Here is a 26,037-nt window from a genome sequence, read left to right as displayed (position 1 = left end):
AGCGGGACGATAATGCCCCGCACTGTCTGCAAGCCGATGGCAAGGCCATCGCGCCATCCGATTACGCCACGGTACGCCGCAGCGCCGCCCCGCCATGCAGGGCCAGCGGCACAGCCCTGGCCCAGCGGTTCGAGGATAGCGAAAACGTCAGCGCGCGCACCTGGTGATACCAGCCGGCGGGCACGTACAGCATGTCGCCCGGCTCGACGATGCATTCGATCATGCTGGCCTGGCGCGCCAAAGGGAAACGCTCGAAATCGGGCGCTTCCGGGTCGAACGGCGAGCCGAAGAGGATGGCGTTCGCTTCGCTGGGATACAAAAAGGCATCATGGTGCGGCGGCGACAGAAAGATGCGCTTGCGGCCCCACACTTGCGCGAAAATATTGTCGTCGTAATCGCAATGCAAAGGCGTGACCGTGCCAGCCGGCCCCACCCAGAAGCGTGGCGGGCCCATCTTGTCGAAATACGTGGGCCAGTGACACAGGCGGTTCAATTCGCGCAATTCCAGGTTGCCCAGGTAAGGCGGCAACGCGTACTTGCCCTCCGCTACCAGGTCCAGGTATTGCCCCATCGACATATCCTGCATGGCGCGGTCGGCCGCAAACGCCGTGTTAATGTAGTCGCCCACCCGCGCGCGCACGGGCACATGGCTGAATTGTTCGCGCAAGACGTCGGGCTCCAGCCGGGACAAGGGCCAGCGCTGCACCAGCCCGCGCATCAGGAAGGGCAAGCCCAGCGCGGCGCGCGCGCGGAAGGCGGCCGCGTCCAGCATGCCCAGGCGCGGCACTTCGGTGATGGCAGGCAAGTCACGCGCCGCCTGCTTGATGGCCTCGCGCATGGCATCGATGGACGTGACGCCGCGCACCTGCGCATCCTTGTCTTCACGTGCTTGCTTGCGCGCAAGCGCCGCTTCGGGCGAACTGCATTCTGCTGGCGGCCTGGGCGGCAAGGCGCGCGGCGAGATGGGGGTGGCCGCAAGCTCGGGCGGCACTTTTTTTTCTACGAACATAAACCTTCTTTGCGATCAAGGCGTCGGGGGGCATGGCGCGACGGTGCGCCATTTTAAGCCAGCAAGGCCCGTTCAGCACGCATGACAGATTCCCTACGACGCATCGACACCTGACAAAACCGTCGCGAGCGGCAGTGATTTGTGGCTAAGAAGCGCAACCGTACTTCAGTACGGTGAGCATCGCAGGCCGCAAAGCGCGACGCGCAGCAGGTTTGGGCAGGTGTTCCTACACAGGGGTTTTGAAGATGGGATCGACGATGAACTGCTGCGCCTTGATGCGCAAGGTGCGCTCTTCGTCCAGCTCGGCGCGCGTTTCGCCCAGCTCTTCGCGTTCCGCTTCCAGTTCCAGGCGCGCGGCCGCCAGTTCCGTTTCCACGCGCGTCAAGCTTTCCAGTTTCAGCTGGGCCTGGATCAATTCAGCGCGCGCCGCTTCGGCAGCCTCTTCCAGGCGGGGAATGCCTTCGAGCTTGAATTGCGCCTTGGCCAGGTCCATGCGCGCCTGTTCGGCTGCCTCTTCCAGACGCGGCAAGCCTTCCAGGCGCAACTGCGCCTTGGCCAGGTCCGTACGTGCCTGGTTGGCCACTTGCCGCTCGCGTTCGAGTTCCTCGCGCAAGGTTTCCAGCTCGCCCGCCTGCAAGTCGAGCAACTCTTGCTGGCGCTCGTTCTCGCTGGCCAGGTCCATCAATTCCTGTTGATTGTCGTTCATCTCGGCTTCATGCGCGCTGTGGCTCGCGCTTAATTCCTGTCCTACATAATCGAGGATGGCTTGCTGCAGCACGGGCGACAGTTCGGCGGCGGCAGCGATCTGGCGCTGCGCACCCGCCTTGCGGCGCAGCAGCAGCTTGCTGACGGTGCCCAGGCAGGCGCCGTTGCCCAGCCGTTCGCGCAAGGCGCGCACCGTGATGGCCTGGCCTTCGCCCGCCATCGCTTCCATTGCCGCATTGATCTGTTCCGCGCTTACTTTTGCCATTGTCGTGTACTCTTGAATGTTGCTCAGGGCAATCTTGCCCAAGGGCATTATCTTATGCCAGCGGCGGCAAAGCGTAAAGTATTTCTCAATAGAAATTGCAATTGCACAACGGAACGTTGTGTAAACATGCGGCCTGGGATGTTTTACTCTTCGAGTAGACCATTTTCCGTGAGCATGTCCTGCACCAGCTCCAGGCGCAGCACGGGATTGTCCTGACTGAGCAGCAATTGCTTTTGCATGGCGCTCAAGGACAGCAGTTCGCACCAGCGGTTCGCCACCCAGCCGCTCTCGTCGAGCCGGTATGGCGGCTGCAGGGGCATTTGTTCGGGCGGAATCTTTTGCTCCTGCAAGGTGCGGATCAGGGCGCCGAGCGCGTCGGCCACGTTCTGCTGCTCTTGCGGGATGGGAATGGTTTTATCGGGCGGCAAGGTTTCAATCTGCGCCATCCACAAGCCGTGCTTGAGCTGCTCGCTGGAAAGGATATGAAAGCGCTGCATGCCCATGCATTTGATTTGCAGCAAGCCCGACAGGGGAGCGGCCCAGTCGATGACGCGCGCCAGGGTGCCCACGGGCGCCAGGGTGCCCACGGGCGCCAGGATTTCGTGCTGGCCCGGCTTGCGTACTTCTGCACCGTCCCGCAGCTGCACCACGCCAAACGGCTGTTCGCCCATGATGCATTTACGTATCATGTCCAGATAGCGTACCTCGAAGATCTGCAAGGGCAGATAGCCATCGGGATACAGCACCGTATTGAGCGGGAACAAAGGTATCGAGGTCATAGCCGCATGATGGCACGAATGCCATATCCTTGCAGCGCGCCTTGCACCTCCAATTATGTATAAAAACGGCGCTTCTTGGCCCGCTCGGCCGCCTTCGGCGCCAGCACCTTGACGGCCTTTTTCTGGATGGTGCCGCCGGCGGACGTGCCCGGCACGCGGTGTTCCGCCTCGAAACCGGGTTCTTCGCCGCGTTTGAGGGTTTGCCGGGTCAGCGCTTCGACGGCCGACAGCAACTCCACTTCATCGGCGCAGACGAGCGAAATGGCGACACCCGAGGCGCCCGCGCGGCCCGTGCGGCCGATGCGGTGGATATAGTCTTCCGCCACGGTGGGCAAGTCGAAATTGACGACGACGGGCAATTGATCGATATCGAGGCCGCGGGCGGCCACGTCGGTGGCCACCAGCACCTGCACCTCGGCAGATTTGAAACGGGCCAGCGCGCGCAGACGATTCGGCTGCGTCTTGTCGCCGTGGATGGAATCGGCGCGCACGCCCTGCTCCAGCAAGGTGTTCACCAGTAACTCGACGCCCTTGCGCGTCTTGACGAAGACCAGGACCTGGCCCCAGCGCTTTTTCTTCAGCAGGTGCAGCAATAGTTCCGGCTTGCGTTTCTTGTCGCACACGATGACCGACTGTTTCACGGCCTTGACCGTACTGTTGCGCGCGCTCACTTCCACCGAGACGGGGTCCTTCAACATGGTTTTGGCCATGGCGCGGATGGCGTCCGAGAAGGTGGCCGAGAACAGCAGGGTCTGGCGTTGCTTGGGCATCGTCATCAGCAATATATCGAGCTCGCGCTCGAAGCCCAGGTCCAGCATGCGGTCCGCCTCGTCCAGCACCAGCGTCTGCACCTGCTCGAACTTGACGGCGCCCTGCGTTTGCAAGTCCAGCAAGCGGCCCGGCGTGGCCACCAGCACATCGAGGCCCTTGCGCAGCTTGCTGATCTGCGGCTCGATGGGCACGCCGCCGTAGGCGACAAAGCTGCGCAGCGGCAAGTTGCCGCCATAGCTGCGGAAGCTGGCATAGACTTGCTCGGCCAGTTCGCGCGTGGGCACCAGCACCAGCACGCGCACGCACTGGGGCGCCACCACGCCTTCCAAAGTCAGGCGCTGCAGCAGGGGCACGGCAAAGCCGGCCGTCTTGCCCGTGCCCGTCTGGGCGGCGGCCATCAGGTCGCGCCCGGCCAGCACGGCAGGAATCGCCTGCGCCTGCACGGGGGTCGGCTTGGCATAGCCGAGCTCGTCAAGTTTGCGGACCAGGGGGTCGATCAAGCCGAGGGAGGAAAACGTCATGGGGAAAGCAATCTTGGCAAAGTAAAAGGTGGCGCGCACGGACTGGCCGTGCGCGCGATTGCCGAGATTATAGGCCAGCGGGGATACCGGCCGGGGTTTCACCGCGAAAGTAGCAAGTAAGCAGACCCGTCAGAACTTCATTTCCAGGGTCGCGCGCGCCTGCGGTGAACTCGGTGAAATGCTGTTGCGGGCTATCGTGCCGCTGGCATCCGCATACGTGGTGGTGCTCTCGAAGTCTTGCGCCAGCAAGTTCGACACGGCCAGGCGCAGCTGGTTCTTCGCATCGAATTTCCACAGTGCATAGATGTCGAGGTCGCGCCGCGGCGACGTATAGGCGCTCTGGCGTTCGGTGATACGCACCGGGCCGCCATTGCGGAAATTGAAGCTGCCGCCAGTCGTCAGCATGCCATCGGCCGTCTTGTAGTCAAGACCGACATTGCCGCTGACGGGGGTTTGCTGGTCGAGCCGGTTGTTTGGCCCCGGTACCTGCTCCACTTGCGACCAGTTGCGGCTGACGCTGGCGCGCAAGTCGATGGCCGGCACGGGCGTGGACAATACGGCGCGCAGCGGGAACTTCGCTTCCAGTTCCAGTGTCTGCGTATTCGCGCGGCCATCGTTGACGGGCGTGGACACCCAGCGGTCATTGATGAACAGCAAACCCTGGCGCGTGTAGCCGTCGATGCGGCGGGCCGAGGCGCGCGCGCTGAGCAAGGCGCCTTCGGCCCAGTAGTGCTCGTATGAGGCATCGATACCCAGCGCCAGCTCCGGCTTCAGGTAGGGATTGCCTTCGCGGTCGGGGTCGGTCTGGCTATTGTTGGTCGAGGTATTGCGGCGTGGAATCAAGCTTGACGTGGGCTGCGCCTTGTAGGTGCGCGTCAGGGCCAGGCGTACCTGGTCGCCCTTGGTATCAGGCAGCTTCCACAAGGTTTGCAGCAGCGGGCTCCACACGCTGGTGCGCTGCTGCACTTCCTCGTAGGTATCGCCCGCGCTGCGCGTATCGATGCCTTCCCAGCGCACGCCCGCATACATCGACCAGCGCGGCGTGATTTCCCAGTCGTCCTGCACGTACAGGGCCAGGCGCTCGATAGTGGCGTCGAAACCTTCGTCGCTGTTGAGGGGCGGGCGTGCACCCAACGCGCCCAGGGCCGCTTCGCGCTGCTGGCGCGATTCCTCGCGCTCGGTGCGCGCGCCATCCCAGCCCATCGACAGGGCATGGCCGGGCAGCAAGGGCGTGGAATACTTGCCGGTGGAGCTGACGCCGTTTTCCGTCGCCCTCACGCCCACCTTGCGCTCGAGCGCCAGGCCGCTGCCATCGACAAAGCCTTGCTGCAGGCTGTCAGACGTATTGCGGGCGGCCGAGGCGCCAATTTTCAGCTCCAGCCTGGCGCCGCCGGCCAGCTTGTGCATCCACGTCAGGTCGCTGCGGCCAAAGGCATTGTGGTTGCAGGAGCTACCCGTATTGGTGTCGTAATCGGGGCGCAAGCCCTGCTCCGTCTCGGCGCGGCTAACATTGCGGTGGTTCGAGCGCCCGCCATTGAAAAAGAATTGCGCCGTCACATTGTCGCCGCCGGCCAGCACCCAGTTCAGGCGCGGCGACAGATTGATGCCTTCCGGACGCCCATCGCCGGTGCCATTCGTGCGGCGCAGCAGGTTTTGCCGGCCATCGGGCGCGTAGCCCAGTTCCAGTCCCGGATTGTCGTAATGGTAGTCATAGCGGAACAGCGAGGCGGCCAGCGAATACGAGAAATTGCCGTCGCGGTCGGACAGTTGCACGTTGACACTGGGTGAAAAGCTCACGTCGCTGCCCTGCACGCCCAGCTTGAGCTCGCGCTGTGCTGTTTTGACGGCCTTTTTCAGCACCACGTTGATGGTGCCGGCGATCGACTGCGTGCTGTACTCGGCGCTGGCCGCGTGCAAAATCTCGATGCGTTCGATCACGTCGGGCGACAGGGTGTCGAGCGAAAAACCGGCCGGGGCCCGTTCGCCGTTGAGCAAGATCTGCGTATACCCGCTGCCCAGGCCGCGCATGCGGATTTCGCCGCCCGAGCGCCCGGCCGCGCCGGACACGGTAATGCCGGGCAAGCGCTTGAGCACGTCGGTGACATTGCTGTCGCCATACTTGAGGATTTCTTCGCTGCTGACGACCATCTTGCTGGCCGTATCGTCACGGCGCGGATCATAGCCGCTACCCTTGACTTCGACGGTTTGCATGGCAGGCGCGGCGGGCTTTTCTGCCTTCAGCGGCGCGCCAGCGGCCTCAAAGGCCGGCGCTTCGGATTGCTGGGCCTGGGCATTCCAGGCAAACACAACAGCGGAACAAACAACGGTAAGACGAAGGCAACGGCGTGGCATCATGACCTGGCTGAAAAAAGTTGGCTAAATAAAAATGGCTAAAAGCTAAAAAACAGGCCATTGTATTGTGCTGCAATTTTTTCCGACTGGCACAGTTTCCTGAAAATATTTCCCACAGCAAATTAAATTCGGTGACAGGCAGCGATACGCACGCTTGCATACGGCGCATATCATTGCGCACCACATCGCCGCTATAATGCGTTTTCGCCATTATTCTCATCACCCCCGTCAAAGGCTTCCCATCGTGTCTGACCGTCTTGCCGTTTTGCCTCAATACCTGCTGCCCAAGGGAGCGTTGACCAATTTTGCCGGCCGTGTCGCCGGCGCCAAAGGCGGCGCCATGACCACGCGTTTGATCCGCTGGTTCGTCGGTCGCTACAACGTCAACATGGATGAGGCACTAGACCCGGATATCACGCACTACACGAGCTTCAACGACTTTTTCACGCGCGCGCTGCGCCCCGATGCCCGTCCGCTGGCCAAGGCCGACTACGTCTGTCCCGTCGATGGCCGCATCAGCCAGTTCGGCAGCATCGACAAGGACCAGATCTTCCAGGCCAAGGGCCACAACTTCAGCACCACGGCCCTGGTGGGCGGCGATGCGGCCCTGGCGGCGCAGTTCGAACACGGCAGCTTCGCCAATCTGTACCTGAGCCCGCGCGACTACCACCGCATCCACATGCCGTGCGACGGCCGCTTGACGCGCATGATTTATGTCCCTGGTGAATTGTTCTCCGTCAACCCGACGACGGCGCGCGGCATTCCCGGCTTGTTCGCCCGCAACGAGCGCGTCGTCTGCGTGTTCGACACGGCCAACGGCCCCTTCGTCATGACACTGGTGGGCGCCACCATCGTCGGCAGCATGGCCACCGTCTGGCACGGCGTCGTCAACCCGCCCCGCACGGGCCAGGTGCGCGACTGGAGCTATGCCAACGACAATGTGGTGCTGAAACAGGGCGAAGAGCTGGGCCGCTTCCTGCTCGGCTCCACCGTCGTCATGCTGTTCCCGAAAGACACCGTCAAGTTCAATGCCAGCTGGCAACCGGCCGGTCCCGTGCAGCTGGGTGAAGTCATGGGCAACGTGCCCAAGTAAGACAGCAAGACGCGCTCCTACACGGGCGCGTCCGTTTTGTACATCTCTTCCATCAAGTCCAGGAATGCGCGCGTCTTGGCCGGCATCAATCGCCGGCCGGGAAACACGGCCCAGCCCGTGACCAACGGGAAACTCCATTCGGGCAACACGCGCACCAGTTCCCCCGTCGCCACATACGCCTTGGCAAAGCGGTCCGTGCTGGCCGCGATGCCCACGCCCGTGCAGGCCATACGCACCAGCAATTCCGGCGAGTTCGCCACCAGACGCACGGGCAAGTCGCGCTCCCACGTCGTCTTGCCGCGCATCAAAGTCCAGTGCACGAGGCCATGCACGGCCCGTGGCAAGCTGAGCAAATCGTGGCCATATAAATCGTCGGGATGCTCGGGCAAGCCGTGCACGCTCGTGTATTGCGGCGAGGCATACAGGGCCAGCGTACTGAAGGCCACGCGGCGGGCCGCCAGGCTGGCATCGTCGGGCAAGTTGCCCATGCGGATGGCCAGGTCAAAATTTTCTTCCAGCAAATCCACGCGGCGCGCCGACAAATCCAGTTCCAGCGAAATGGCCGGATAGCGGCGCACGAACTCGGCCAGCACCTGGCGCATCAGGGCGTCGCCGAAGTCGGCTGGCATGGAAATGCGCAGCAAGCCGCTGGGCCCCGCCTGGCGGTGCTGCGCCAGCGCGCCGGCCGCTTCCGTTTCCTCGACCACCTTGCGCGCATGTTCGAGCAGGCTGGCGCCAAATTCTGTCAGCGCCAGCTTGCGCGTGGTGCGCAGCAGCAGCCGTTCGCCCAATTTCGCTTCCAGCAGCGAGATGCGGCGCGACAGGGTCGACTTGGGCAAGTCCACACGCACGGCGGCGCGACTGAAACTGCCGCACTCGACGACGCGCGCAAACAGCAGCAAATCTCCGGGATCGATATCCATATGCCTTCATTGTTCCATGAGTGGATTAATGTTATCCATTTTAACGGCTTCCGCATCAATTTTGGAATTGCTATAGTTCATCCATCGCAAGACACCTCACACGGAGAAACAAGATGAACATCCTGCAGATCAATTCCAGCGCCCGCAGCACCGGTTCCGCCTCGACCCGTTTGGCTGACGCCATCGTTGCCCGCGTACAAGCGGCCAACCCCGGCGCCGCCCTGACGCGCCGCGACCTGGCCGCCGCACCGCACCCCGTGCTCGACGAGCCGACCCTGCAAGCGCTGTTCACGCCAGCCGACAAGCGCACGCCGGAACAAGCGGCCCGCATCGCCCTGGACGATGCGCTGATTGCGCAAGTGCAAGCGGCTGACGTGATCGTCATCGGCGCGCCCATGTACAACTTCGGCATCACCGTGCAACTGAAAAGCTGGTTCGACGCGATTGCCCGCGCCAACGTCACCTTCAAGTACACGGAAAACGGCCCGGTGGGCCTCTTGACCGGCAAGAAAGTCTACGTGGGCCTGTCCCGCGGCGGTTTGCACCGCGATAGCGCCAACGATAGCCAGGTGCCGTACCTGAACACCATGTTCGGTTTCCTGGGCCTGACGGACGTGCAATACGTGTATTCGGAAGGCATGGGTATGGGCCCGGAAGCCGTGGCCAAGGCCCAGGCGCAAGCGGACGCCGAGATCAACGCCATCCTGGTGTAATGCACGTACCAAACTGGGGTCAAACGGAGACGCCGAGTTCCGCCGGGTCTGACCCCAAACAGGAGAGAACAATGAGCGACATCACCACCGTCAACAAGCCACGCGGCGTCGAGCGCGTGATTGCCGGCCAGGCCGTCATGGATGGCGCCGGCGTGAAGATCAACCGGGTGCTGACGCAGCAGTTGCAGCGTCGCCTCGACCCGTTCTTGATGCTCGACAATTTTGCCAGCGACAAGCCGAACGACTATATCGCCGGCTTCCCCGAGCATCCGCACCGCGGTTTTGAAACCGTGTCGTACATGATTACGGGGCGCATGCGCCACAAGGACAGCGCGGGCCACGAAGGCTTGCTGACCTCGGGCGGCGTGCAATGGATGACGGCCGGCAGCGGCGTGATCCACTCGGAAATGCCGGAACAGGAAGAAGGCGTGATGGAAGGCTTTCAGCTATGGCTGAACCTGCCTGCGCGCGACAAGATGCGCACGCCGTGGTACCGCGACTTTACGAGCGATGAAATCCCCCGCTACACGACGGACGACGGCGTGGCAGTGCAAGTGATCGCCGGCGAGAGCCATGGCGTGACGGGCGCGGTGCAGCGCGAGCTGACGCAACCGCTGTACCTCGATATCGACTTGCCGGCCGGCAGCAGCTTCGAGCAGCCATTGCCGCCGGGCCATAACGCTTTCATCTACACTTTCCGTGGCGAAGTGCAGGTGGACGGCAAAGCCGTGCCCGCCCTGCGCATGGCGATCTTCTCCAACACGCCGGGCAGCGACGGCGTGCGCATCGAAGCGCCGCAAGGCGGCCGCGTGATCCTCGTCGCCGGCCGGCCCTTGAACGAGCCCATCGCGCAGTACGGCCCGTTTGTCATGAATACCCAGGCGGAAGTGTTCCAGGCCGTGCAGGATTTCCGCGAAGGCAAGTTTGGCGAGACGGCGGCACAGTAAAAATGTTTGCTTAAGGAAAAACCTGCAGTGCCTCATGGCCTGCAGGTTTTTTTACGCGCCGACTATGTTGTTGCTTTTCAATTACACTGACGGCAACCTCATTCCACAAAGCATTCCATGCCGCCGACGCACACCGAACACGACGCCACCCATTTGCACGCCCACCTGAAGGGCGACGCCGAGCACACCCATTCGTTCGAAGGGCGTAGCCAGAGCATCCTCGCGTGGGCGCTGGGGCTGACCCTGTCGTTTGCCGGCATCGAAGTGGCGGCCGGCTTCCTGTCCAATTCGCTGGCGCTGATTTCCGATGCGGGCCACATGGTCACGGATGCAGCCGCGCTGGGCCTGGCCCTGCTGGCGCAACTGATCGCGCGCCGCCCTCCTTCGCCGCGCCACTCGTTCGGCTTTGGCCGCGCCGAGGCACTGGCCGCCTTCGTCAACGGCCTGGCCATGCTGTGCGTGGTGGGCTGGATCTGCTATGAAGCCGTGCAGCGCTTTTCCGCCCCGCAACCCGTCAAGGGGGGCATGGTCTTCATCGTCGCCTTCATCGGCCTGGCGATCAACGTGGTGGTGGCGTGGGTATTGTCGAAAGACAAGCAAAGCGTCAACACGCGCGCCGCCCTCGTGCATGTGATGGGCGATTTGCTCGGTTCGGTCGCCGCCATCATCGCCGGCGCCGTGATTTACTTTACGGGCTGGATGCAGATCGACCCGCTGTTGTCCGTGCTGGTGTCCCTGCTGATCCTGAAATCCACCTTCGGGGTATTGAAAGAGTCGTATCACTTCCTGATGGAAGGCGTGCCCATGCACATCGACTATATCGCCGTGGGCACCGACGTGGAGCAAGTGGACGGCGTGATTGCCGTGCACGATTTGCATGTGTGGGACATGTCACCGGGCCAGCCAGCCCTGATCGGCCACGTGGAAATCGAGCACCTCGACCATTGGCCGAAGGTCTTGCGGGCGATCAAGAAGATGTTGTTGGTCAAGCATGGGATTGATCACATCACATTGCAGCCTGAGACGGCGGCGATGGCGGGCTTGCATCAGGGTGACAAAACCCACTAGCAAGGACTTGGGTCAGACCCTCGGCCATGTCAGCGCAGAGCTCTGCGTTAACGGGCTTGGGGGTCTGACCCCAAGATACGCTAACTTCTGCGCGCCTCAAGCACGCCGCTGACGTCCTTGATCACATTTAATGCCTTCAACAGCTGCGCTGTCGAGCTGATCTCGGCCGTAAAGGTCATGCGGGCCTGGCCCTTGGCGCTTTGGGTGTTGACGCCGATGACATTGATTTTCTCGCGCGAGAAAACTTCGGAGATGTCACGCAGCAAACCCTGGCGGTCGCCGGCGAGAATGAAGACATCGACCGGATATACCGTGTCGTGGCCGCCCGTGCTGCCCCACTCGGTGAAGATCACCCGTTCAGGCGACTTGGCGCGCATTTCCTCGAAATTCTTGCAGGTGGCGCGGTGGATCGAGACACCCTTGCCGCGCGTGACGAAACCGACGATGCTGTCCGGCGGCGCCGGTTTGCAGCACTTGGCCAGCACCGTCATGAGGCCTTCCGTGCCCACCACCAGCACGCCGGACTTGGCGCCCTGCTCCACGCTGGAAGCGCGGCTCTTGCCGACCAGCACGGCGTCTTCCGGCACCACCACTTCGCCATTGTCGTGCAGCGCCTGCTCCACGTGACGCAGGCTGAATTCATCCTTGCCGACCGACAGGAACAGTTCGTCGACTTTCGCAAAGCCCAGCTTTTGTGCCAGCGCCTCGAGGTTGACGGCCGTCTTGCCTTCGCGCTGCAAGGATTTCTCCACCAGCGCGCGGCCGTGGGCCAGGGTTTCCTGCATGTCGATGGCATGGAACCACGCGCGAATTTTGGAACGCGTGCGCGTGCTGACGGCATAGCCGGCTCCCAGCCAGTCGCGCGACGGCCCGGCCGTGCCCGGCGCGCCCTTGGCGGTGATGATTTCGCAGGTCTGGCCGTTTTTCAGCTGGGTATTCAGGGGCACCATGATGCCGTCGACCTTGGCGCCGCGGCAGCGGTGGCCCACGTCCGTGTGCAGGTGATACGCAAAATCGACGGGCGTGGCGCCGACGGGCAATTCCAACACCCGGGCCTGCGGCGTCATGACGAAGATGCGGTCGTCCAGCGTGGCCGATTTGAGCTTTTCCACCCATTCGCGCTGGATTTCTTCCTGGCCCACGACAGCATCGGCCACTTCGGTCTTCCAGGCCAGCAACTGGCGCAGCCAGGCGATCTTTTCGTCGTATTTCTGGCCGGCAAAGTTTGAGCCGCCCTCTTCCTTGTAGCGCCAGTGCGCGGCCACGCCGTATTCGGCAAAGCTGTGCATTTCATTCGTGCGGATTTGCACTTCCAGCGGGCGGCCATCCTCGGCCGTCACCACCGTGTGCAGCGACTGGTAACCGTTGGGTTTCGGCCGCGAAATGTAATCGTCGAATTCTTTCGGGATGGGGGTCCAGATATTGTGGACCACGCCCAGTACCGTGTAGCAAGTTTTCACGTCGGAAACGATGACGCGGAAGGCGCGCACATCGTACAGGGCCGTGAAATCGAGTTCCTTGCCGCGCATCTTGTTCCAGATGCTGTAAATGTGTTTCGGACGGCCAAACACTTCCGCCGGGATGCCAGCCGAAGCCAGTTCCGTCTGCAGGCGCAGAATCGCCGAGGAAACAAAGCCCTCGCGCATCATGCGCTTTTCTTCCAGCATCTTGGCGATGCGTTTATACGCTTCCGGTTCGATGAAGCGGAACGACAAATCTTCCAGTTCCCACTTCAGTTGCCAGATGCCGAGGCGGTTGGCCAGCGGCGCGTACAAATCCAGCGTTTCCTTGCCATATTCACGCGTCATTTCGTTGAACAATTTTAGTTCGGCAAAGTAACGCAAGGTCGTCACGCAAGCGGCCAGGCGCACCAGCACGACGCGCATGTCGGACGCCATCGCCAGCAGCATCTTGCGCAAGGTTTCCACCTGGGCCACGGCTTGCTGAGCCGCATTCTTGCCACGACCGGCAGCGCTGCCGTGCTGTGCCTGGGTCAGCGCGCGCAGGCGGATCAGCTGGCGCACGCCTGTCGCCAGGTCGCACACCTGCTTGCCGAAGCGCGGCTCGATATCGGCCGCCGTATCCGGGTCCAGCAAGGTCAGCTCGAACATCAGGCCAGCAATGCGCGTTTCCGCATCGCTGCGCAGGAAAGCCAGGGTGGTGGCCACGCCGATGGCGAATTCCAGCGCAGAACGGCCGGCAAAGGTCTGCTTGTCGCCATACGCTTCGGTGGCATACGCGAGCGCGTCCAGCACGCGCGCGCTGTCCGGCGCACTCAAGCCCTCTACCAGTTGTTCCGAGGTGACGCTATTCGGGGCCGAGATGGAAACCATGTGATGCCTTATAAACTGAAAAACTAAATAACTGAATAACCTAGCGCTCTGCAGCGATGATGACGATTTCAACCAGGCATGCCGGATTGGCCAGTTTCGCCTCCACGGTGGCGCGCGGCGGCGTGTGCCCGGACGCGACCCAGTCATCCCACACTTCATTCATGCCGGGGAAGTCTTTCATGTCGGCGATGTAGATCTGGCACGACAGGATGCAGGTCTTGTCGCTGCCCGCTTCCATCAGCAGGCGGTCGACGTGAGCGAGCACTTCGCGCGTCTGGCCGACGATGTCTTGCGTGGTGTCTTCGGCAATCTGGCCAGCCAGGTAGATGGTGTTGTTATGTATCGCTACTTCGGAGAGGCGTTTGCCTACGTGCAGTCGTGTAATTTCCATGCTTCTTCTTTCGGTTGTTTCAAAATCTGTACAGCGTTATTACTTACCACTACTTACTTGCCCAGCAAAAACTTGCGCGCGATGGCGATCTGGTCGTCGTGCACGAAGGTGGGCGCATGGCCCACGCCGGCGATTTCCACCAGCTGCGCCTTTGGGCCGCGGCCCAGCATACTTTGCGCCGTCGCGTGCGACAGCAGGTCGGACTCCGACCCGCGCACCAGCAAGGTGGGGCAGCGCACGGCATCATACGCGGCCCACAGCATGGCTTCGTCGCTGGCCGCCGATTCCGGCGTGGCCGAGCGGAACGGCATGGCCAATCCCATATCATAGTGGCGGCGCCAATGGCCATCCTTATCCTGGCGCAACACGTCCACTGCCAGTTTATGCCATTCCGCGTCCGTATGCGGGCCGAAGCTGGCGGACACATCGCGCACAAATTTGGCGCCCTGCTCGAACGTCTCGAAACGCAAGTCCTGGCCGATGTAGTCGCCGATGCGCTGCAAGGCTTCGGGCGCCAGGGTCGGGCCGATATCGTTCAGGACCAGCTTGCTGATCGGGCTGTTTGGCAACGATGCCAGGCCCAGGCCGATCAAGCCGCCCATCGAGGTGCCGAACCAGTCCACCGTCTGACGCTCGCCGTTGGCCAGCACGCGCGCCAGCAGGGTCACCATGTCGCTCACATATTGCGGTACGCGGTAGAACTGCGGATTGGCCAGCCAGCCCGACCGCCCGCGTCCGACCACGTCGGGGCAGATGACGCGGTAATCGCTGGCCATGGCGCGCGCCAGGTTGTCGAAGTCGTCGGCCACGCGCGTCACGCCGTGGACGCAGACGAGAACGTTCGGATTGTCGGGCGCGCCCCACTCTTTATACGACATGCGGTGCAAGCCCGCCGGCGAGATGCATTGCACTGACTTGATGCTGGCTTCGATCATGCGATTTCCTTATTTGATATAAAAAGAGCACCGCTTTCTGCCTGCCAAGGGGTGTCCCGCGCGCGACGCTACGGCAGTGTAGCGCAGCGCGGGCAATGCTCCAAGCGCACGGCTGAAATGCTGCGCCGCAGCATAGCGCTGGCACCTTCGCCATGGCGCAATACCCGATATAGCGAAAGTGCATATCTGCGGTTATCCACAATTGAGCCGGCCCGGCAATGGGCGGATGATCGCAGCATCAACCCGCAAGAGGAGACCACTCGTGAAAAAACCGTTCTATAAAATCCTGTACGTGCAGGTGCTGTTCGCCATCGTGGCAGGCGTGCTGCTGGGGGTGTTCTACCCCTCGAACGCCGTCGACATGAAACCGCTGGGTGACGGCTTTATCAAACTGATCAAAATGATCATCGCCCCGGTGATCTTCTGCACCGTGGTCTCCGGCATTGCCGGCATGCAGGACGTCAAGAAAATCGGCAGAGTGGGCGGCAAGGCGCTGCTGTACTTTGAAGTGGTCTCCACCTTCGCGCTGGCCATCGGTTTGCTGGTTGCCAATATCCTCAAACCGGGCGCCGGCTTCAACGCCGATCCAGCCCACCTCGACGCCAAGTCGATTGCGCAATACACGCACGCCGAAGGCTTGACCACCGTCGACTTCCTGATGAACATCATCCCGAAGACCTTCGTCGACGCTTTCGCCAAGGGCGACATCCTGCAAGTGCTGCTGATCGCCATCCTGTTCGGCTTCTCGCTGTCCCTGCTGGGCGAGCGCGGCCGTCCGGTCACCAAGCTGATCGATGAACTGTCGCATGCCATCTTCGGCATGGTCAACATCATCATGAAAGTCGCTCCCATCGGCGCGTTCGGCGCGATGGCCTTCACCATCGGCAAATACGGCCTGGCTTCGCTGATCCCGCTGGCTAAACTGATGGGTTCGTTCTACCTGACCTGCTTCCTGTTCGTCTTCGTCGTGCTGGGCCTGATCGCCAAGTACACGGGCTTCTCCATCGGCCGCTTCTTGCTGTACATCAAGGAAGAACTGCTGATCGTGCTGGGCACGAGCTCGTCGGAATCGGCCCTGCCGGCCCTGATGAAAAAACTCGAGCGCCTGGGCTGCTCGAAACCGGTGGTCGGCCTGGTCGTGCCTACCGGCTACTCGTTCAACCTGGACGGCACCAATATCTACATGACCATGGCGGCCCTGTTCGTGGCACAAGCGACCAACACGGAACTGACCATCTGGCAGGAACTGACCATCCTGGGCGTGGCGATGCTGACCTCGAAAGGCGCCTCCGGTATCACGGGCGCCGGCTTCATCACCCTGGCCGCCACCCTGGCCGTGGTGCCGACGATCCCCGTGGCCGGCATGGCGCTGATCCTGGGCATCGACCGCTTCATGAGCGAATGCCGTGCGCTGACCAACTTCGTCGGCAACGGCGTGGCCACCATCGTCGTGTCGAAATGGGAAAAAGAACTGGACATGGACAAGCTGCACAGCGAGCTGGCCAATCCCACCCACCCTGCCGACGACGCCCACGTTGCACCGGCCGTGAGTATCGTCAAGTAAGCCGACCTCTCCATTGGAAAGCCCCGCAGAGCGGTCTGCGGGGCTTTTTGCATTAAGCGCAAGCTTCATCATCAACCAACAGTAAATCATGCATCAATATTTATCATGATGATCAACGAATCAAAAACCATTACAGTGCTGTCACTTGTTCGCCGCCAGGCTCGCGCATAATGACATTGCGTTAATGCAAGCCTGACACCGAGCCATCCACCTTTTTGAATGGAGTACGTCATGTCCCTCTCGCCCGCCTTCTACGCCACCTGGAACCCACGCCTGCTGGGCCTGCTGCGCATCATCCTCGGCTTTCTCTTCCTGCAGCACGGCACCGCAAAACTGTTCGGCGCGCCGCATGTGGCCATGTTCGATGGCCTGCAACTGTTGTCCGTGATGGGCGCGGCCGGTGTCATCGAACTGGTGGGCGGCAGCTTGCTGCTGGTCGGCCTGTTCACGCGCCCCGTCGCCTTCATCCTGTCGGGCCAGATGGCGGTGGCTTATTTCATGATGCACGCACCAAACGGCTTCCTGCCGATCCTGAACGGCGGCGAAATGGCCGTGATGTACTGCTTCACCTTCCTGTACTTCGCTGCGGCGGGTGCCGGCGCCTACAGCCTCGACGGCTTGCGCGGCAAGGCGGGCGCATAAAAAAAAGCGGACATCGCTGTCCGCCCTGCTTCAATACGACGATCCGCTTATATTCCGCTTACACAGCCGATACGTCCAGCTCAGCGCCCGTGGCCGCCTGCACTTGTTCCTTGGTCACGCCCGGCGCCAGTTCCACCAGCTTCAAGCCGTTTTCCGTCACGTCGATGACGCCCAGGTCACTGATGATGACGTCGACCACGCCCACGCCCGTCAGCGGCAAGTCGCACTGTTTCAGCAGCTTGTGCGAGGTCGTGCCATCCTTGGCCGTGGCCAAGTGTTCCATCAGCACCACGACACGCTTGACGCCGGCGACCAGGTCCATGGCGCCGCCCATGCCCTTGACCATCTTGCCTGGGATCATCCAGTTTGCCAGGTCGCCCTTTTCCGACACTTGCATGGCGCCCAGGATGGCCAGGTTGATCTTGCCGCCACGGATCATGCCGAACGAGTCAGCCGAGCTGAAGTAGGCGGCGCCGGGCAAGGCCGTCACCGTCTGCTTGCCGGCGTTGATCAGGTCGGCATCGACTTCCGCGTCGGTGGGGAACGGGCCGATGCCCAATAAGCCGTTTTCCGACTGCAAAAACACTTCCATATTGTCCGGCACATAGTTCGCCACCAGGGTCGGCAAGCCGATACCCAGGTTCACATAAAAGCCATCCTGCAGCTCTTTCGCCGCGCGCGCGGCCATTTCATCACGTGTCCAAGCCATAATCATCTCCCAATCTTGTATTTAGTCGGCGCGCACGGTGCGCTGCTCGATGCGTTTTTCCGGGTTCGCGTTGACCACGATGCGGTGCACGAAGATGCTCGGCGTATGCACCTGGTCCGGGTCGATCTCGCCCACTTCGACCAGTTTTTCCACTTCGACGATGGTGATCTTGCCGGCCATGGCCACGTTCGGGTTGAAATTGCGCGCCGTCTTGCGGTAAACCAAATTGCCCGCGCGATCGGCCATGTAGGCTTTCACCAGCGACACATCGGCCACCAGGCTGCGTTCCATCACGTATTGTTCGCCGTCGAATTCGCGCAGCTCCTTGCCGTCGGCAACGATGGTGCCCACGCCCGTCTTGGTGAAGAAAGCGGGGATGCCGGCGCCGCCGGCACGCAGTTTCTCGGCCAGGGTGCCTTGCGGCGTGAATTCCAGTTCCAGTTCGCCGGCCAGGTACTGGCGCGCGAATTCCTTGTTTTCGCCCACATAGGAGGCGATCATTTTCTTGATCTGGCGTGTGGTCAAGAGCTGGCCCAGGCCGAAGCCGTCCACGCCGGCGTTGTTGGAAATGGCCGTCAGGCCCGTCACGCCCGAGTCGCGCAAGGCAGCGATCAGTGCTTCGGGAATGCCGCACAGGCCGAAGCCGCCGACGGCGATGGTCTGGCCATCTTGAACGATACCGGCCAGCGCCGAGGCGGCGTCAGGATAAACTTTATTCATGAGTGTCCCTCTATCTTTTGTTAAGCTTTGGTCTTGAGTCCATAACTCAGGCAGCTCCTCAGCATAAAATACGCGAGTGGAAAGTACAATACCGTAGAACTACCGGCGCCGTGCCAGCAATCCCACTGTGAGAGTGATACGTATCAGATGAACGCCGCGTCAGCCATCGATTATGAAAGCATCTTCCTGCACGCGCCCGTGGGCATGTGCATGTCGGAAAACCGCATCATGCGCAGCTGCAACGAGGCGCTGGCAGCCATGTTCGGCTATGCCCGCGCCCAGCTCGACGACCAGTCCTTCGAAGTACTCTACCCCACGCACGACGAATTCCTGCGCACGGGTGAGCGCATCATCCCCATCATGAACACCAAGGGCCGCTATTCGGACGAGCGCATCATGCGCCGCAGTAATGGTGAATTGTTCTGGTGTCATGTCACGGGCCACGCCATGCTGCCGGGCCAGCCACTGGGAGCGGGCATCTGGACGTTCGAGGATGTCAGCGAGAAACGCCCCGTGACGGCCCAGTTGACCCCGCGCGAGCGCGAAATCGCCGCCCTGCTGGTGGAAGGCAAGACCAGCAAGGTCATCGCCCGCCAGATCGACCTCAGCCCCCGCACGGTGGAAATGCACCGCGCCAAGCTGATGCGCAAGTTTGCGGCCGCCACCTCGTCCGAACTGGTGCACAAGCTGGTGGGACTGCAGCTGCAGCGCTAGGGGGCGCAGCTGCCGGTTTCATCGCGGGGCTTAAAACGTGCTCATGCCGCCATCGGCAGAAATAATCGCGCCATTGATGAAGTGCGAATCCTCGCCCGCCAGCAACAGCAGCAGGCCGTCGAGGTCTTCCGGCTTGCCCGGGCGCTTGTTCGGCAGCATTTCGATCAACTTCTTGCCCTGCTCGGTGGCAAAGTAATCTTCGTTGATCTCGGTGGAAATGTAGCCGGGGCAGATGGCGTTGGTGTTGATGCCATACTTGCCCCACTCCACGGCCATGGCGCGCGTCATGTGCACCATGCCGGCCTTGCTCATGCAATACACGCCGATCTGCGGCAGCACCTGCAAGCCCGCCATCGAGGCGATATTGATGATGCGGTGCTGTTTCTTCGGGTCGCCCTTGGCGCGCGCGATCATGCGCTTGGCCGTCTGCTGGGCCACGAAGAACGAGCCGCGCAGGTTGGTGTCCATCACGAACGAGTAATCCTCGGGCGTGACGTCGACCAGGCGTTGCGTGGTGGAGACACCGGAATTGTTGACGAGGATATCGATGGGGCCCGCTTCCGTTTCCGCATGCGCGATGGCCGACTTGATGCTGGCGAAGTCAGTTACATCGAGCGACACCACGTGCGCGGCGCCGCCATCGGCTTCGATTTCGGCGCGCAATTCCTTCAGGCGTTCGGTGCGGCGCGACGCCAGCACGACCTGCGCGCCCGCCTGGGCCAGCACTTTCGCAAAGCGCGCGCCGAGGCCGCTCGATGCGCCGGTAATCAGGGCAATCTTGCCCTCGAAATTGACTTCTATGCCCACGAGCTACTCCTGTTTTATTTTAGACAACACTTTACACCGTGCCACTGGCACAGGGGCAAAATACCCTGCGTCACACTTGAGCAAAGGTAAACGCCATCATTACACAAAATGGCCGGATTTAGATTGCGGCGAGGGGCAATGTCACGCAAAATGGCGCCAAAGTTGCAATCCTCGCCAAAAACAAGCACACTCGTGCTTAAATTTATTCGAAGATTCCTCACCCACCCATTTAGTGACTAACAATCGAGACCATGACACAGCCTAATAACTTAGTTGAACAGTACGGACCGCGCGAGACCATGGAGTATGACGTGGTGATCGTCGGCGGTGGCCCCGCAGGCTTGGCGGCGGCCATCCGCCTGAAGCAGCTGGCCGCTGAAAAGAGCCAGGAAGTGTCCGTCTGCGTGCTGGAAAAAGGCGGCGAACTGGGCGCGCATATCCTGTCCGGCGCCATCATGGACCCGAAAGCGTTGAGCGAATTGATTCCGAACTGGAAAGAACTGGGCGCGCCCCTGAACACGGCAGTGACGGAAGACCGCATCCTGTTCCTGACGGAAACCAAAGCGTATAAAACGCCGAACTTCGCCGTGCCGGCCTGCTTTGAAAATCACGGCAACTACATCGTCTCGCTGGGCAATGTGGTGCGCTGGATGGGCCAGCAGGCGGAAAACCTGGGCGTGGAAATCTTCCCCGGCTTCCCTGCCGCGGAAATCCTCTACAACGACGATGGCTCCGTCAAAGGCGTGGCAACCGGCAATATGGGTGTCAAGCGCGACGGCGAACCGGGTCCCGACTTCCAGCTGGGCATGGAATTGCACGCCAAGTACACCCTGTTCGCCGAAGGCGCGCGCGGCCACCTGGGCAAGCAATTGATGGCCAAGTATGACTTGAACGCCGGCAAGGACCCGCAATCGTACGGCATCGGCATCAAGGAATTGTGGGAAATCGACCCGGCGCTGCACCAGCCGGGCCTGGTGATCCACTCGACGGGCTGGCCGCTGGACGCGAAAACCTACGGCGGCTCCTTCCTGTACCACCTGGAAAACAACCAGGTGATGGTCGGTTATGTGGTGGGCCTGAACTACGAGAACCCGTACCTGTCGCCCTACGAGGAATTCCAGCGTTATAAAACGCATCCGGAAATCCGCAAGTTCTTCGAAGGCGGCAAGCGCATTTCGTACGGCGCGCGCGCGATCACGGCCGGCGGCCTGCAATCGTTGCCGAAACTGGTGTTCGCCGGCGGCGCGCTGATCGGCTGCGATGCGGGCTTTTTGAACATGAGCCGCATCAAGGGCAGCCACGCAGCCATCAAGAGCGGCATGCTGGCGGCGGACGCGGCCTTCGGCGCCCTGGGCGAACAGCGCCAGCACGACGAACTGACGAGCTACCCCGTTGCGTTTGAACAATCCTGGCTGCATGAAGAGCTGCACGTGGCGCGCAACGTCAAGCCTTGGCTGTCGAAGGGCCTGTACCTGGGCAGCCTGATGACGGGCATCGACCAGATCCTCTTCCGCGGCAAGGCGCCCTGGACCCTGCATCACACGCATGGCGACCATGAATGCCTGAAGCCGGCAGCCCAGTCGAAAAAGATCGTGTATCCGAAACCCGATGGCAAGCTGACCTTCGACAAGATGTCGTCCGTCTTCATCTCGAACACGAACCACGCGGAAGACCAGCCCATCCACCTGACGTTGAAAAACGCCAGCGTGCCCGTCGACGTCAACCTGGCCACGTATGCGGGCCCGGAAGCGCGTTACTGTCCCGCCGGCGTGTACGAGTTCGTGAAAAACGACGACGGCGCCGAACGCCTGCAGATCAATGCGCAAAACTGCGTGCACTGCAAGACCTGCGACATCAAGGACCCAACGCAGAATATCGTGTGGGTGACGCCGGAAGGTGGTGGTGGGCCGAATTATCCGAACATGTAATTGACTGCGACAAACGCAGCAGCCCGATACAACAGCGAACAGCGCGCTCTCACCAGCGCGCTGTTTTTTCATCAAATACATCACAATTTTCAAGCTTTGACCCAACAACAACGACATGTTTGCATTACGACAGCATGAACATAAAAATTCCACTTGGAAAGTTTCTCATAAGCACTTCTAACAGTTACAATCCCCATTGATAAACATTTCCACTCCCTTCCTGCCATGCATGCGAACGTTCCTCCAGCCGTCCTCCTCGATACCGAACTGCAGCAAGCCATCGCCGAGCATCAGGCGGGCAATTATTCAAATGCTGAAGAGCTTTATCTGACAATTTTACGGACACACCCCTATCACGCCATTACCAATCATAATTTGGGTTTATTGGCAGGACAACAAGGGAAATATGAAGCAGGACTGCCTTTCCTGCGCACGGCGCTGTCGGCCGCCCCCGACGAAGGCCAGTTCTGGCTTTCCTATGCAAATGGCTTGCTGCAAGCAAGGCAGCTCCAGGAGGCGCTCGACATCATGGACACGGCGATTGCTCGCGGACTCGATAACGAACAATCACAGAATCTACGCCTGCTGATAACAAAGGAAATTGCTTTGGCAGCCCAGTCGCCATCGCAGCATGACGTCGATCAGATCGTGGCACTGTATCAGCGCGGTGAATACTTGGAGATGGAGGCGGCTTGCCGCCAATTGTTGCAACAATTTCCAGAAGCACCATTTGCCTGGAGCGTATTGGGCACAGCCCTGCAGGTGCAAGGCAAAGATGCCTTGCCTGTGCTAAAAAGAACCGCAGAACTGACGCCAGATGATGCTCAGGCACATGGCAACCTGGGCAATGCCTGGCAAGCAGCAGGCAAGCTTGACAATGCCTTGGACAGCTATCTGCGCGCACTGGAAATCGACCCGTCGTTCGCGGAGGCACACAACAATCTGGGAAGCGTACTGCGCCTGATGGATCGCCAAGATGAAGCCAAGGCCTGTTTCCACAAGGCGATTGCCTTACGTCCCGACTATGCCAAAGCCATGTTTAATCTGGCCAATGTTCTGAAGGAATTAAAGGAATATCCACTAGCGGTGGAACAATATCGTGCCGTGAGCCTGCTGATACCAGAGGATGCGGAAGTCCAGAATAGCCTGGGCTCTGCGCTGCGCCTGGACAAGAACTATAGCGAAGCCATCGAATCTTTCAAGCAAGCCATCTTGTTGAAACCCGACTACGCCGATGCGCACTTTAATCTGGGCACGACCTTGTTGGCGGCAGGGCGCGACGCCGAAGCAGTCATCAGTCTGGAGCAGGCGCTGGAGAATGAGCCCGATAACAATGAGCTTCATTTTTATCTGGGCAATGCGCTGAGAAACAGCAGCCACCCGGAAAAAGCCTTGGAAAGCTTCCGCAAGGCCCTGTCACTGAAACCAGATTTCCACGCGGCTGAAATCAATTTATGTTCACTGCTACAGGTGCATGGCGCCATCGACGAGGCCATCGCCAGCGCCTATCGGGCTCGCGACATGGCCCCTGCCCTAATGGTCAGCCATACTAATTTGCTGTTTTGCTTAAGCCATAGCGTCGAAGTGGATGCCGCAACAATGTTTGCCGAACATTGCGCATTTGGAGAACAATTCGAACGCCTGAGTCGGCCCAACTGGCCAAAGCATGGTAACGACCGCGACCCGCAGCGCTGCCTGCGCATCGGCTTCGTCTCGGGCGACTTCAATGAACACGTCGTGTCCAATTTTGTCATGCCAGTACTAGCCAAGCTGGCCAACAGCCCTCGCTTATCTTTGTACGGCTATTACAACAACAACCGCAATGACAGTAGCACCGAACGTTTGAAGCAATATCTGACCCATTGGAATGACGTGATGGAACTGTCCGACGCAGAGCTATCAGAGAAGATACAGCAAGATAAAATCGATATCCTGATCGATCTTTCCGGGCATACGGCTTACAATCGTCTACAAACATTTGCTACAAAACCAGCACCGATTCAGGCAAGCTGGATAGGCTACCCTGGCACTACAGGGCTGCAAGCGATGGACTATTACATATCGGATCGTTTTCTGACACCGCCCGAGATCGTCGGAAAATACATGACTGAAAAGCTGGCGCTGCTACCTGCGTGCCTGCCTTTCCTGCCATCCGCTCTTGCACCGGCAATACAACAAACGCCCGCTCTCTCAAATGGATACCTGACATTCGGAAGCTTTAACCGGTTAAGCAAACTGAATCGCAAAGTGATCGCTCGCTGGGCAAAATTACTACACGGAGTACCTACAGCCAAAATGCGTTTGGCTGCCATGCACAAGCAGTCGGATCACACCACGCTGGCGCAATGGTTTAAAGATGAAGGCATCGCCGAAGAACGGCTGAGCTTTTACCAACGAACACATCTGGGGGATTACCTGGAAATGCATCAGCATATCGACGTATGTCTCGATACCTATCCTTACACGGGCGGCACGACCACCATGCACGCGCTCTGGATGGGCGTACCGACATTGACATTGGCCGGCGATACAGTTGCCAGCCGGGCTGGGGCCTGCATCATGGAACACGTCGGACTCAACGCCTTCGTTGCCCTCGATGACGAGGATTTCGTTCAAAAAGGTATTTTCTTATCAAATAATATAGTTCAGTTGGCCGCCTTGCGCGCCACCATGCGCCAACGCCTTGAGGAATCTGCAATCGGTCAATCTGGCCTGATCGCTGAAGGATTCGAACATGCTCTGCGTGCTATGTGGCAACGCTGGTGTGCGGAACTGCCCCCAGAGACGTTTGAAGTTGAACGCTACGATTGCGATATGCAAATGGAAGGAAGTACTTCATGACGCCAGCCAAATTGCCACACCCCATCTACGTCACCCAGCCATTGTTGCCAGAGCTAAAGGATTTTCTCCCTTATCTCGAAACGATCTGGGAGAATAAAATTCTCACTAATGGCGGCCCGTTCCACCAACAGCTCGAACAGGCGCTGTGCGAGTACTTGGGCGTCAAGCACATTTGCCTGTTTACAAATGGTACGCTGGCGCTGATGACAGCCCTGCAGGCGCTGCGCATCACCGGTGAAGTGATCACCACGCCCTACTCTTTCGTGGCCACCGCCCATTCCCTGCTGTGGAACGGTATCAAGCCCGTCTTCGTCGACATCGACCCCAACAGCATGAACATGGACCCGGCCAATATCGAGGCGGCCATCACGCCGCAAACGACCGCCATTATGCCTGTCCATTGCTACGGGCGACCTTGCGACGTTGAACGCATCGAAAAGATTGCCGACAATTATGGTTTGAAAGTCATCTACGACGCGGCGCACGCATTCGGCGTGCGTCACAACGGGGGTAGCGTACTGAACTATGGCGATCTGTCCGTGCTGAGCTTTCACGCCACGAAGATTTTCAACACTTTCGAAGGCGGTGCGATTATCTGCCCCGATGGCAAAACCAAACAGCGCATCGATCATCTGAAAAATTTCGGTTTCGTCGACGAAGTGACGGTAGTAGCCCCCGGCATCAACGGCAAGATGAGCGAAATCAATGCCGCCTTCGGCCTGCTGCAATTAAAAGGCATCGACGCCGCGCTGCTGCAGCGACGCGCCATTGATGCGCGCTACCGCAAGAACCTGGCGGGGATCGCCGGTATCGCCTGCCTACCGGCATGCGAAGAGCAGATGACGAACCATGCCTACTTCCCCATCCTGGTGCGGCCGGAATACGGCGTGCGGCGCGATGAGCTGTACCAGGTGCTGCGCGACCACGATATCTTTGCGCGCCGCTATTTCTATCCTCTGATCAGCGATTTCCCCATGTATCGCGGCATGCCATCGGCGGCGCCCGCCAATCTGCCGCAAGCGCGCCAGGCAGCGGACCAAGTGATCTGCCTGCCCATCTACCCCGGACTGAGCGACGAACAAATCGACACTATCAGTGCCGTCATCGCCCATACCGCCGCCAGCTGACCCCTATTTACCCACGTTTTGCCCATGATTATTTCCACCGGCCACGATTTCGCTAGCACCAACGATACTCATCCATGGGCAGCACAATTACCGTGCAGAGTCAGTCTGATCCTCCCAGATTTTTTCCGCACCTGACGCGACCAGGCTGTCGAACATTGTAATTTTCACTTTGGGCGCCAA

23 protein-coding genes are annotated in these 26,037 nt (G+C 60.4%); 10 read left to right on the top strand and 13 right to left on the bottom strand.

Annotation, left to right across the window (positions count from 1 at the left end):
* Positions 1-61: 61 nt before the first annotated feature.
* The 6 genes from ACQ4WL_RS09085 to ACQ4WL_RS09060 all read right to left on the bottom strand — a co-directional run bounded on the left by ACQ4WL_RS09085 (position 62) and on the right by ACQ4WL_RS09060 (position 6,613).
* Positions 62-1,009 carry a cupin-like domain-containing protein gene (locus tag ACQ4WL_RS09085; protein ID WP_436509412.1) on the bottom strand — a complete coding sequence of 316 codons (948 nt, stop codon included), beginning with the start codon at positions 1,007-1,009 and terminating at the stop codon, positions 62-64.
* Between the two features lie 226 nt (positions 1,010-1,235).
* Positions 1,236-1,979 carry a DNA-binding protein gene (locus ACQ4WL_RS09080; RefSeq protein WP_436509411.1) on the bottom strand — a complete coding sequence of 248 codons (744 nt, stop codon included), beginning with the start codon at positions 1,977-1,979 and terminating at the stop codon, positions 1,236-1,238.
* A 143-nt stretch (positions 1,980-2,122) separates the two neighbouring features.
* Positions 2,123-2,758 (bottom strand): LON peptidase substrate-binding domain-containing protein, encoded by a 636-nt coding sequence (locus tag ACQ4WL_RS09075; RefSeq protein WP_436509410.1) that lies wholly within the window; start codon positions 2,756-2,758, stop codon positions 2,123-2,125.
* A 53-nt stretch (positions 2,759-2,811) separates the two neighbouring features.
* The gene (locus ACQ4WL_RS09070) at positions 2,812-4,050 is read right to left on the bottom strand and encodes a DEAD/DEAH box helicase (protein WP_436509409.1); all 1,239 of its coding nucleotides are present in this window, start codon (positions 4,048-4,050) and stop codon (positions 2,812-2,814) included.
* A gap of 129 nt (positions 4,051-4,179) precedes the next feature.
* Complete coding sequence (locus ACQ4WL_RS09065) at positions 4,180-6,261, bottom strand: TonB-dependent receptor plug domain-containing protein (protein WP_436509408.1); 2,082 nt, start codon at positions 6,259-6,261, stop codon at positions 4,180-4,182.
* A 46-nt stretch (positions 6,262-6,307) separates the two neighbouring features.
* On the bottom strand, positions 6,308-6,613 hold the full coding sequence (locus tag ACQ4WL_RS09060; RefSeq protein ID WP_436509407.1) for a hypothetical protein: 306 nt from the start codon (positions 6,611-6,613) through the stop codon (positions 6,308-6,310).
* Between the two features lie 33 nt (positions 6,614-6,646).
* Here ACQ4WL_RS09060 and asd point away from each other — a divergent pair, with 33 nt between their 5' ends.
* On the top strand, positions 6,647-7,495 hold the full coding sequence (asd, locus tag ACQ4WL_RS09055; RefSeq protein ID WP_436509406.1) for an archaetidylserine decarboxylase: 849 nt from the start codon (positions 6,647-6,649) through the stop codon (positions 7,493-7,495).
* 17 nt (positions 7,496-7,512) lie between these two features.
* On the opposite strand, the gene ACQ4WL_RS09050 is transcribed toward asd, so the two are convergent.
* Positions 7,513-8,418 (bottom strand): LysR family transcriptional regulator, encoded by a 906-nt coding sequence (locus ACQ4WL_RS09050; RefSeq protein WP_436509405.1) that lies wholly within the window; start codon positions 8,416-8,418, stop codon positions 7,513-7,515.
* 113 nt (positions 8,419-8,531) lie between these two features.
* Between ACQ4WL_RS09050 and ACQ4WL_RS09045 the strand changes: the two genes are divergently transcribed.
* The 3 genes from ACQ4WL_RS09045 (at position 8,532) to ACQ4WL_RS09035 (ending at position 11,146) form a co-directional block, all read left to right on the top strand.
* On the top strand, positions 8,532-9,131 hold the full coding sequence (locus ACQ4WL_RS09045; protein WP_436509404.1) for an FMN-dependent NADH-azoreductase: 600 nt from the start codon (positions 8,532-8,534) through the stop codon (positions 9,129-9,131).
* A 71-nt stretch (positions 9,132-9,202) separates the two neighbouring features.
* The gene (locus ACQ4WL_RS09040; protein WP_436509403.1) at positions 9,203-10,078 is read left to right on the top strand and encodes a pirin family protein; all 876 of its coding nucleotides are present in this window, start codon (positions 9,203-9,205) and stop codon (positions 10,076-10,078) included.
* Between the two features lie 117 nt (positions 10,079-10,195).
* Positions 10,196-11,146: a cation diffusion facilitator family transporter gene (locus ACQ4WL_RS09035; RefSeq protein ID WP_436509402.1), complete on the top strand. Its 951-nt coding sequence runs from the start codon at positions 10,196-10,198 to the stop codon at positions 11,144-11,146.
* 80 nt (positions 11,147-11,226) lie between these two features.
* Here the strand turns inward: ACQ4WL_RS09035 and ACQ4WL_RS09030 are convergent, their stop codons facing one another.
* From ACQ4WL_RS09030 to ACQ4WL_RS09020, 3 genes are read right to left on the bottom strand one after another with little or no spacing between them, the layout of a single operon-like run.
* The gene (locus ACQ4WL_RS09030; RefSeq protein WP_436509401.1) at positions 11,227-13,479 is read right to left on the bottom strand and encodes a RelA/SpoT family protein; all 2,253 of its coding nucleotides are present in this window, start codon (positions 13,477-13,479) and stop codon (positions 11,227-11,229) included.
* Positions 13,480-13,519: 40 nt separating this feature from the next.
* Positions 13,520-13,870, bottom strand: a complete 351-nt coding sequence (locus ACQ4WL_RS09025; RefSeq protein ID WP_426072924.1) for a RidA family protein — start codon at positions 13,868-13,870, stop codon at positions 13,520-13,522.
* Between the two features lie 53 nt (positions 13,871-13,923).
* Complete coding sequence (locus ACQ4WL_RS09020) at positions 13,924-14,805, bottom strand: alpha/beta fold hydrolase (RefSeq protein ID WP_436509400.1); 882 nt, start codon at positions 14,803-14,805, stop codon at positions 13,924-13,926.
* Between the two features lie 226 nt (positions 14,806-15,031).
* On the opposite strand from ACQ4WL_RS09020, the gene ACQ4WL_RS09015 reads away from it, so the two are divergent.
* Both ACQ4WL_RS09015 and ACQ4WL_RS09010 read left to right on the top strand, forming a co-directional pair.
* Positions 15,032-16,369: a dicarboxylate/amino acid:cation symporter gene (locus ACQ4WL_RS09015; RefSeq protein ID WP_436509399.1), complete on the top strand. Its 1,338-nt coding sequence runs from the start codon at positions 15,032-15,034 to the stop codon at positions 16,367-16,369.
* 231 nt (positions 16,370-16,600) lie between these two features.
* On the top strand, positions 16,601-17,011 hold the full coding sequence (locus ACQ4WL_RS09010) for a DoxX family protein (protein ID WP_436509398.1): 411 nt from the start codon (positions 16,601-16,603) through the stop codon (positions 17,009-17,011).
* Positions 17,012-17,069: 58 nt separating this feature from the next.
* Here the strand turns inward: ACQ4WL_RS09010 and ACQ4WL_RS09005 are convergent, their stop codons facing one another.
* Together ACQ4WL_RS09005 and ACQ4WL_RS09000 are read right to left on the bottom strand one after the other, a co-directional pair.
* On the bottom strand, positions 17,070-17,720 hold the full coding sequence (locus ACQ4WL_RS09005) for a CoA transferase subunit B (protein WP_436509397.1): 651 nt from the start codon (positions 17,718-17,720) through the stop codon (positions 17,070-17,072).
* Between the two features lie 21 nt (positions 17,721-17,741).
* Positions 17,742-18,440, bottom strand: a complete 699-nt coding sequence (locus ACQ4WL_RS09000; protein ID WP_099759548.1) for a CoA transferase subunit A — start codon at positions 18,438-18,440, stop codon at positions 17,742-17,744.
* Positions 18,441-18,587: 147 nt separating this feature from the next.
* On the opposite strand from ACQ4WL_RS09000, the gene ACQ4WL_RS08995 reads away from it, so the two are divergent.
* Positions 18,588-19,154, top strand: a complete 567-nt coding sequence (locus ACQ4WL_RS08995) for a LuxR C-terminal-related transcriptional regulator (protein ID WP_436509396.1) — start codon at positions 18,588-18,590, stop codon at positions 19,152-19,154.
* A gap of 30 nt (positions 19,155-19,184) precedes the next feature.
* Here the strand turns inward: ACQ4WL_RS08995 and ACQ4WL_RS08990 are convergent, their stop codons facing one another.
* Entirely contained in the window at positions 19,185-19,961 is a 777-nt protein-coding gene (locus tag ACQ4WL_RS08990; RefSeq protein WP_034752351.1) for an SDR family oxidoreductase, read from the bottom strand.
* Positions 19,962-20,212: 251 nt separating this feature from the next.
* Between ACQ4WL_RS08990 and ACQ4WL_RS08985 the strand changes: the two genes are divergently transcribed.
* The 3 genes from ACQ4WL_RS08985 (at position 20,213) to vioA (ending at position 25,857) form a co-directional block, all read left to right on the top strand.
* Positions 20,213-21,889, top strand: coding sequence for an electron transfer flavoprotein-ubiquinone oxidoreductase (locus tag ACQ4WL_RS08985; RefSeq protein WP_436509395.1), 1,677 nt, complete (start codon positions 20,213-20,215; stop codon positions 21,887-21,889).
* Between the two features lie 225 nt (positions 21,890-22,114).
* Complete coding sequence (locus ACQ4WL_RS08980; protein WP_436509394.1) at positions 22,115-24,730, top strand: tetratricopeptide repeat protein; 2,616 nt, start codon at positions 22,115-22,117, stop codon at positions 24,728-24,730.
* Positions 24,727-25,857, top strand: coding sequence for a dTDP-4-amino-4,6-dideoxy-D-glucose aminotransferase VioA (gene vioA, locus ACQ4WL_RS08975; protein ID WP_436509393.1), 1,131 nt, complete (start codon positions 24,727-24,729; stop codon positions 25,855-25,857). Before ACQ4WL_RS08980 ends, vioA begins: the two co-directional genes overlap by 4 nt.
* Positions 25,858-26,037: the final 180 nt, after the last annotated feature.

This window comes from Janthinobacterium kochi (assembly GCF_051380715.1).
In the GTDB taxonomy this organism is placed as follows: domain Bacteria; phylum Pseudomonadota; class Gammaproteobacteria; order Burkholderiales; family Burkholderiaceae_D; genus Janthinobacterium.
This window is presented reverse-complemented; position numbering and strand designations above follow the sequence as displayed.

What these genes read in the sequence shown, in the direction of transcription:
- ACQ4WL_RS09085 (WP_436509412.1), bottom strand. Translation starts at nt 1,009, where the DNA reads ATGTTCGTAGAAAAAAAAGTGCCGCCCGAGCTTGCGGCCACCCCCATC.
- ACQ4WL_RS09080 (WP_436509411.1), bottom strand. Translation starts at nt 1,979, where the DNA reads ATGGCAAAAGTAAGCGCGGAACAGATCAATGCGGCAATGGAAGCGATG.
- ACQ4WL_RS09075 (WP_436509410.1), bottom strand. Translation starts at nt 2,758, where the DNA reads ATGACCTCGATACCTTTGTTCCCGCTCAATACGGTGCTGTATCCCGAT.
- ACQ4WL_RS09070 (WP_436509409.1), bottom strand. Translation starts at nt 4,050, where the DNA reads ATGACGTTTTCCTCCCTCGGCTTGATCGACCCCCTGGTCCGCAAACTT.
- ACQ4WL_RS09065 (WP_436509408.1), bottom strand. Translation starts at nt 6,261, where the DNA reads ATGCAAACCGTCGAAGTCAAGGGTAGCGGCTATGATCCGCGCCGTGAC.
- ACQ4WL_RS09060 (WP_436509407.1), bottom strand. Translation starts at nt 6,613, where the DNA reads ATGGCGAAAACGCATTATAGCGGCGATGTGGTGCGCAATGATATGCGC.
- ACQ4WL_RS09050 (WP_436509405.1), bottom strand. Translation starts at nt 8,418, where the DNA reads ATGGATATCGATCCCGGAGATTTGCTGCTGTTTGCGCGCGTCGTCGAG.
- ACQ4WL_RS09045 (WP_436509404.1), top strand. Translation starts at nt 8,532, where the DNA reads ATGAACATCCTGCAGATCAATTCCAGCGCCCGCAGCACCGGTTCCGCC.
- ACQ4WL_RS09040 (WP_436509403.1), top strand. Translation starts at nt 9,203, where the DNA reads ATGAGCGACATCACCACCGTCAACAAGCCACGCGGCGTCGAGCGCGTG.
- ACQ4WL_RS09035 (WP_436509402.1), top strand. Translation starts at nt 10,196, where the DNA reads ATGCCGCCGACGCACACCGAACACGACGCCACCCATTTGCACGCCCAC.
- ACQ4WL_RS09030 (WP_436509401.1), bottom strand. Translation starts at nt 13,479, where the DNA reads ATGGTTTCCATCTCGGCCCCGAATAGCGTCACCTCGGAACAACTGGTA.
- ACQ4WL_RS09025 (WP_426072924.1), bottom strand. Translation starts at nt 13,870, where the DNA reads ATGGAAATTACACGACTGCACGTAGGCAAACGCCTCTCCGAAGTAGCG.
- ACQ4WL_RS09020 (WP_436509400.1), bottom strand. Translation starts at nt 14,805, where the DNA reads ATGATCGAAGCCAGCATCAAGTCAGTGCAATGCATCTCGCCGGCGGGC.
- ACQ4WL_RS09015 (WP_436509399.1), top strand. Translation starts at nt 15,032, where the DNA reads ATGATCGCAGCATCAACCCGCAAGAGGAGACCACTCGTGAAAAAACCG.
- ACQ4WL_RS09010 (WP_436509398.1), top strand. Translation starts at nt 16,601, where the DNA reads ATGTCCCTCTCGCCCGCCTTCTACGCCACCTGGAACCCACGCCTGCTG.
- ACQ4WL_RS09005 (WP_436509397.1), bottom strand. Translation starts at nt 17,720, where the DNA reads ATGGCTTGGACACGTGATGAAATGGCCGCGCGCGCGGCGAAAGAGCTG.
- ACQ4WL_RS09000 (WP_099759548.1), bottom strand. Translation starts at nt 18,440, where the DNA reads ATGAATAAAGTTTATCCTGACGCCGCCTCGGCGCTGGCCGGTATCGTT.
- ACQ4WL_RS08995 (WP_436509396.1), top strand. Translation starts at nt 18,588, where the DNA reads ATGAACGCCGCGTCAGCCATCGATTATGAAAGCATCTTCCTGCACGCG.
- ACQ4WL_RS08985 (WP_436509395.1), top strand. Translation starts at nt 20,213, where the DNA reads ATGACACAGCCTAATAACTTAGTTGAACAGTACGGACCGCGCGAGACC.
- ACQ4WL_RS08980 (WP_436509394.1), top strand. Translation starts at nt 22,115, where the DNA reads ATGCATGCGAACGTTCCTCCAGCCGTCCTCCTCGATACCGAACTGCAG.
- vioA (WP_436509393.1), top strand. Translation starts at nt 24,727, where the DNA reads ATGACGCCAGCCAAATTGCCACACCCCATCTACGTCACCCAGCCATTG.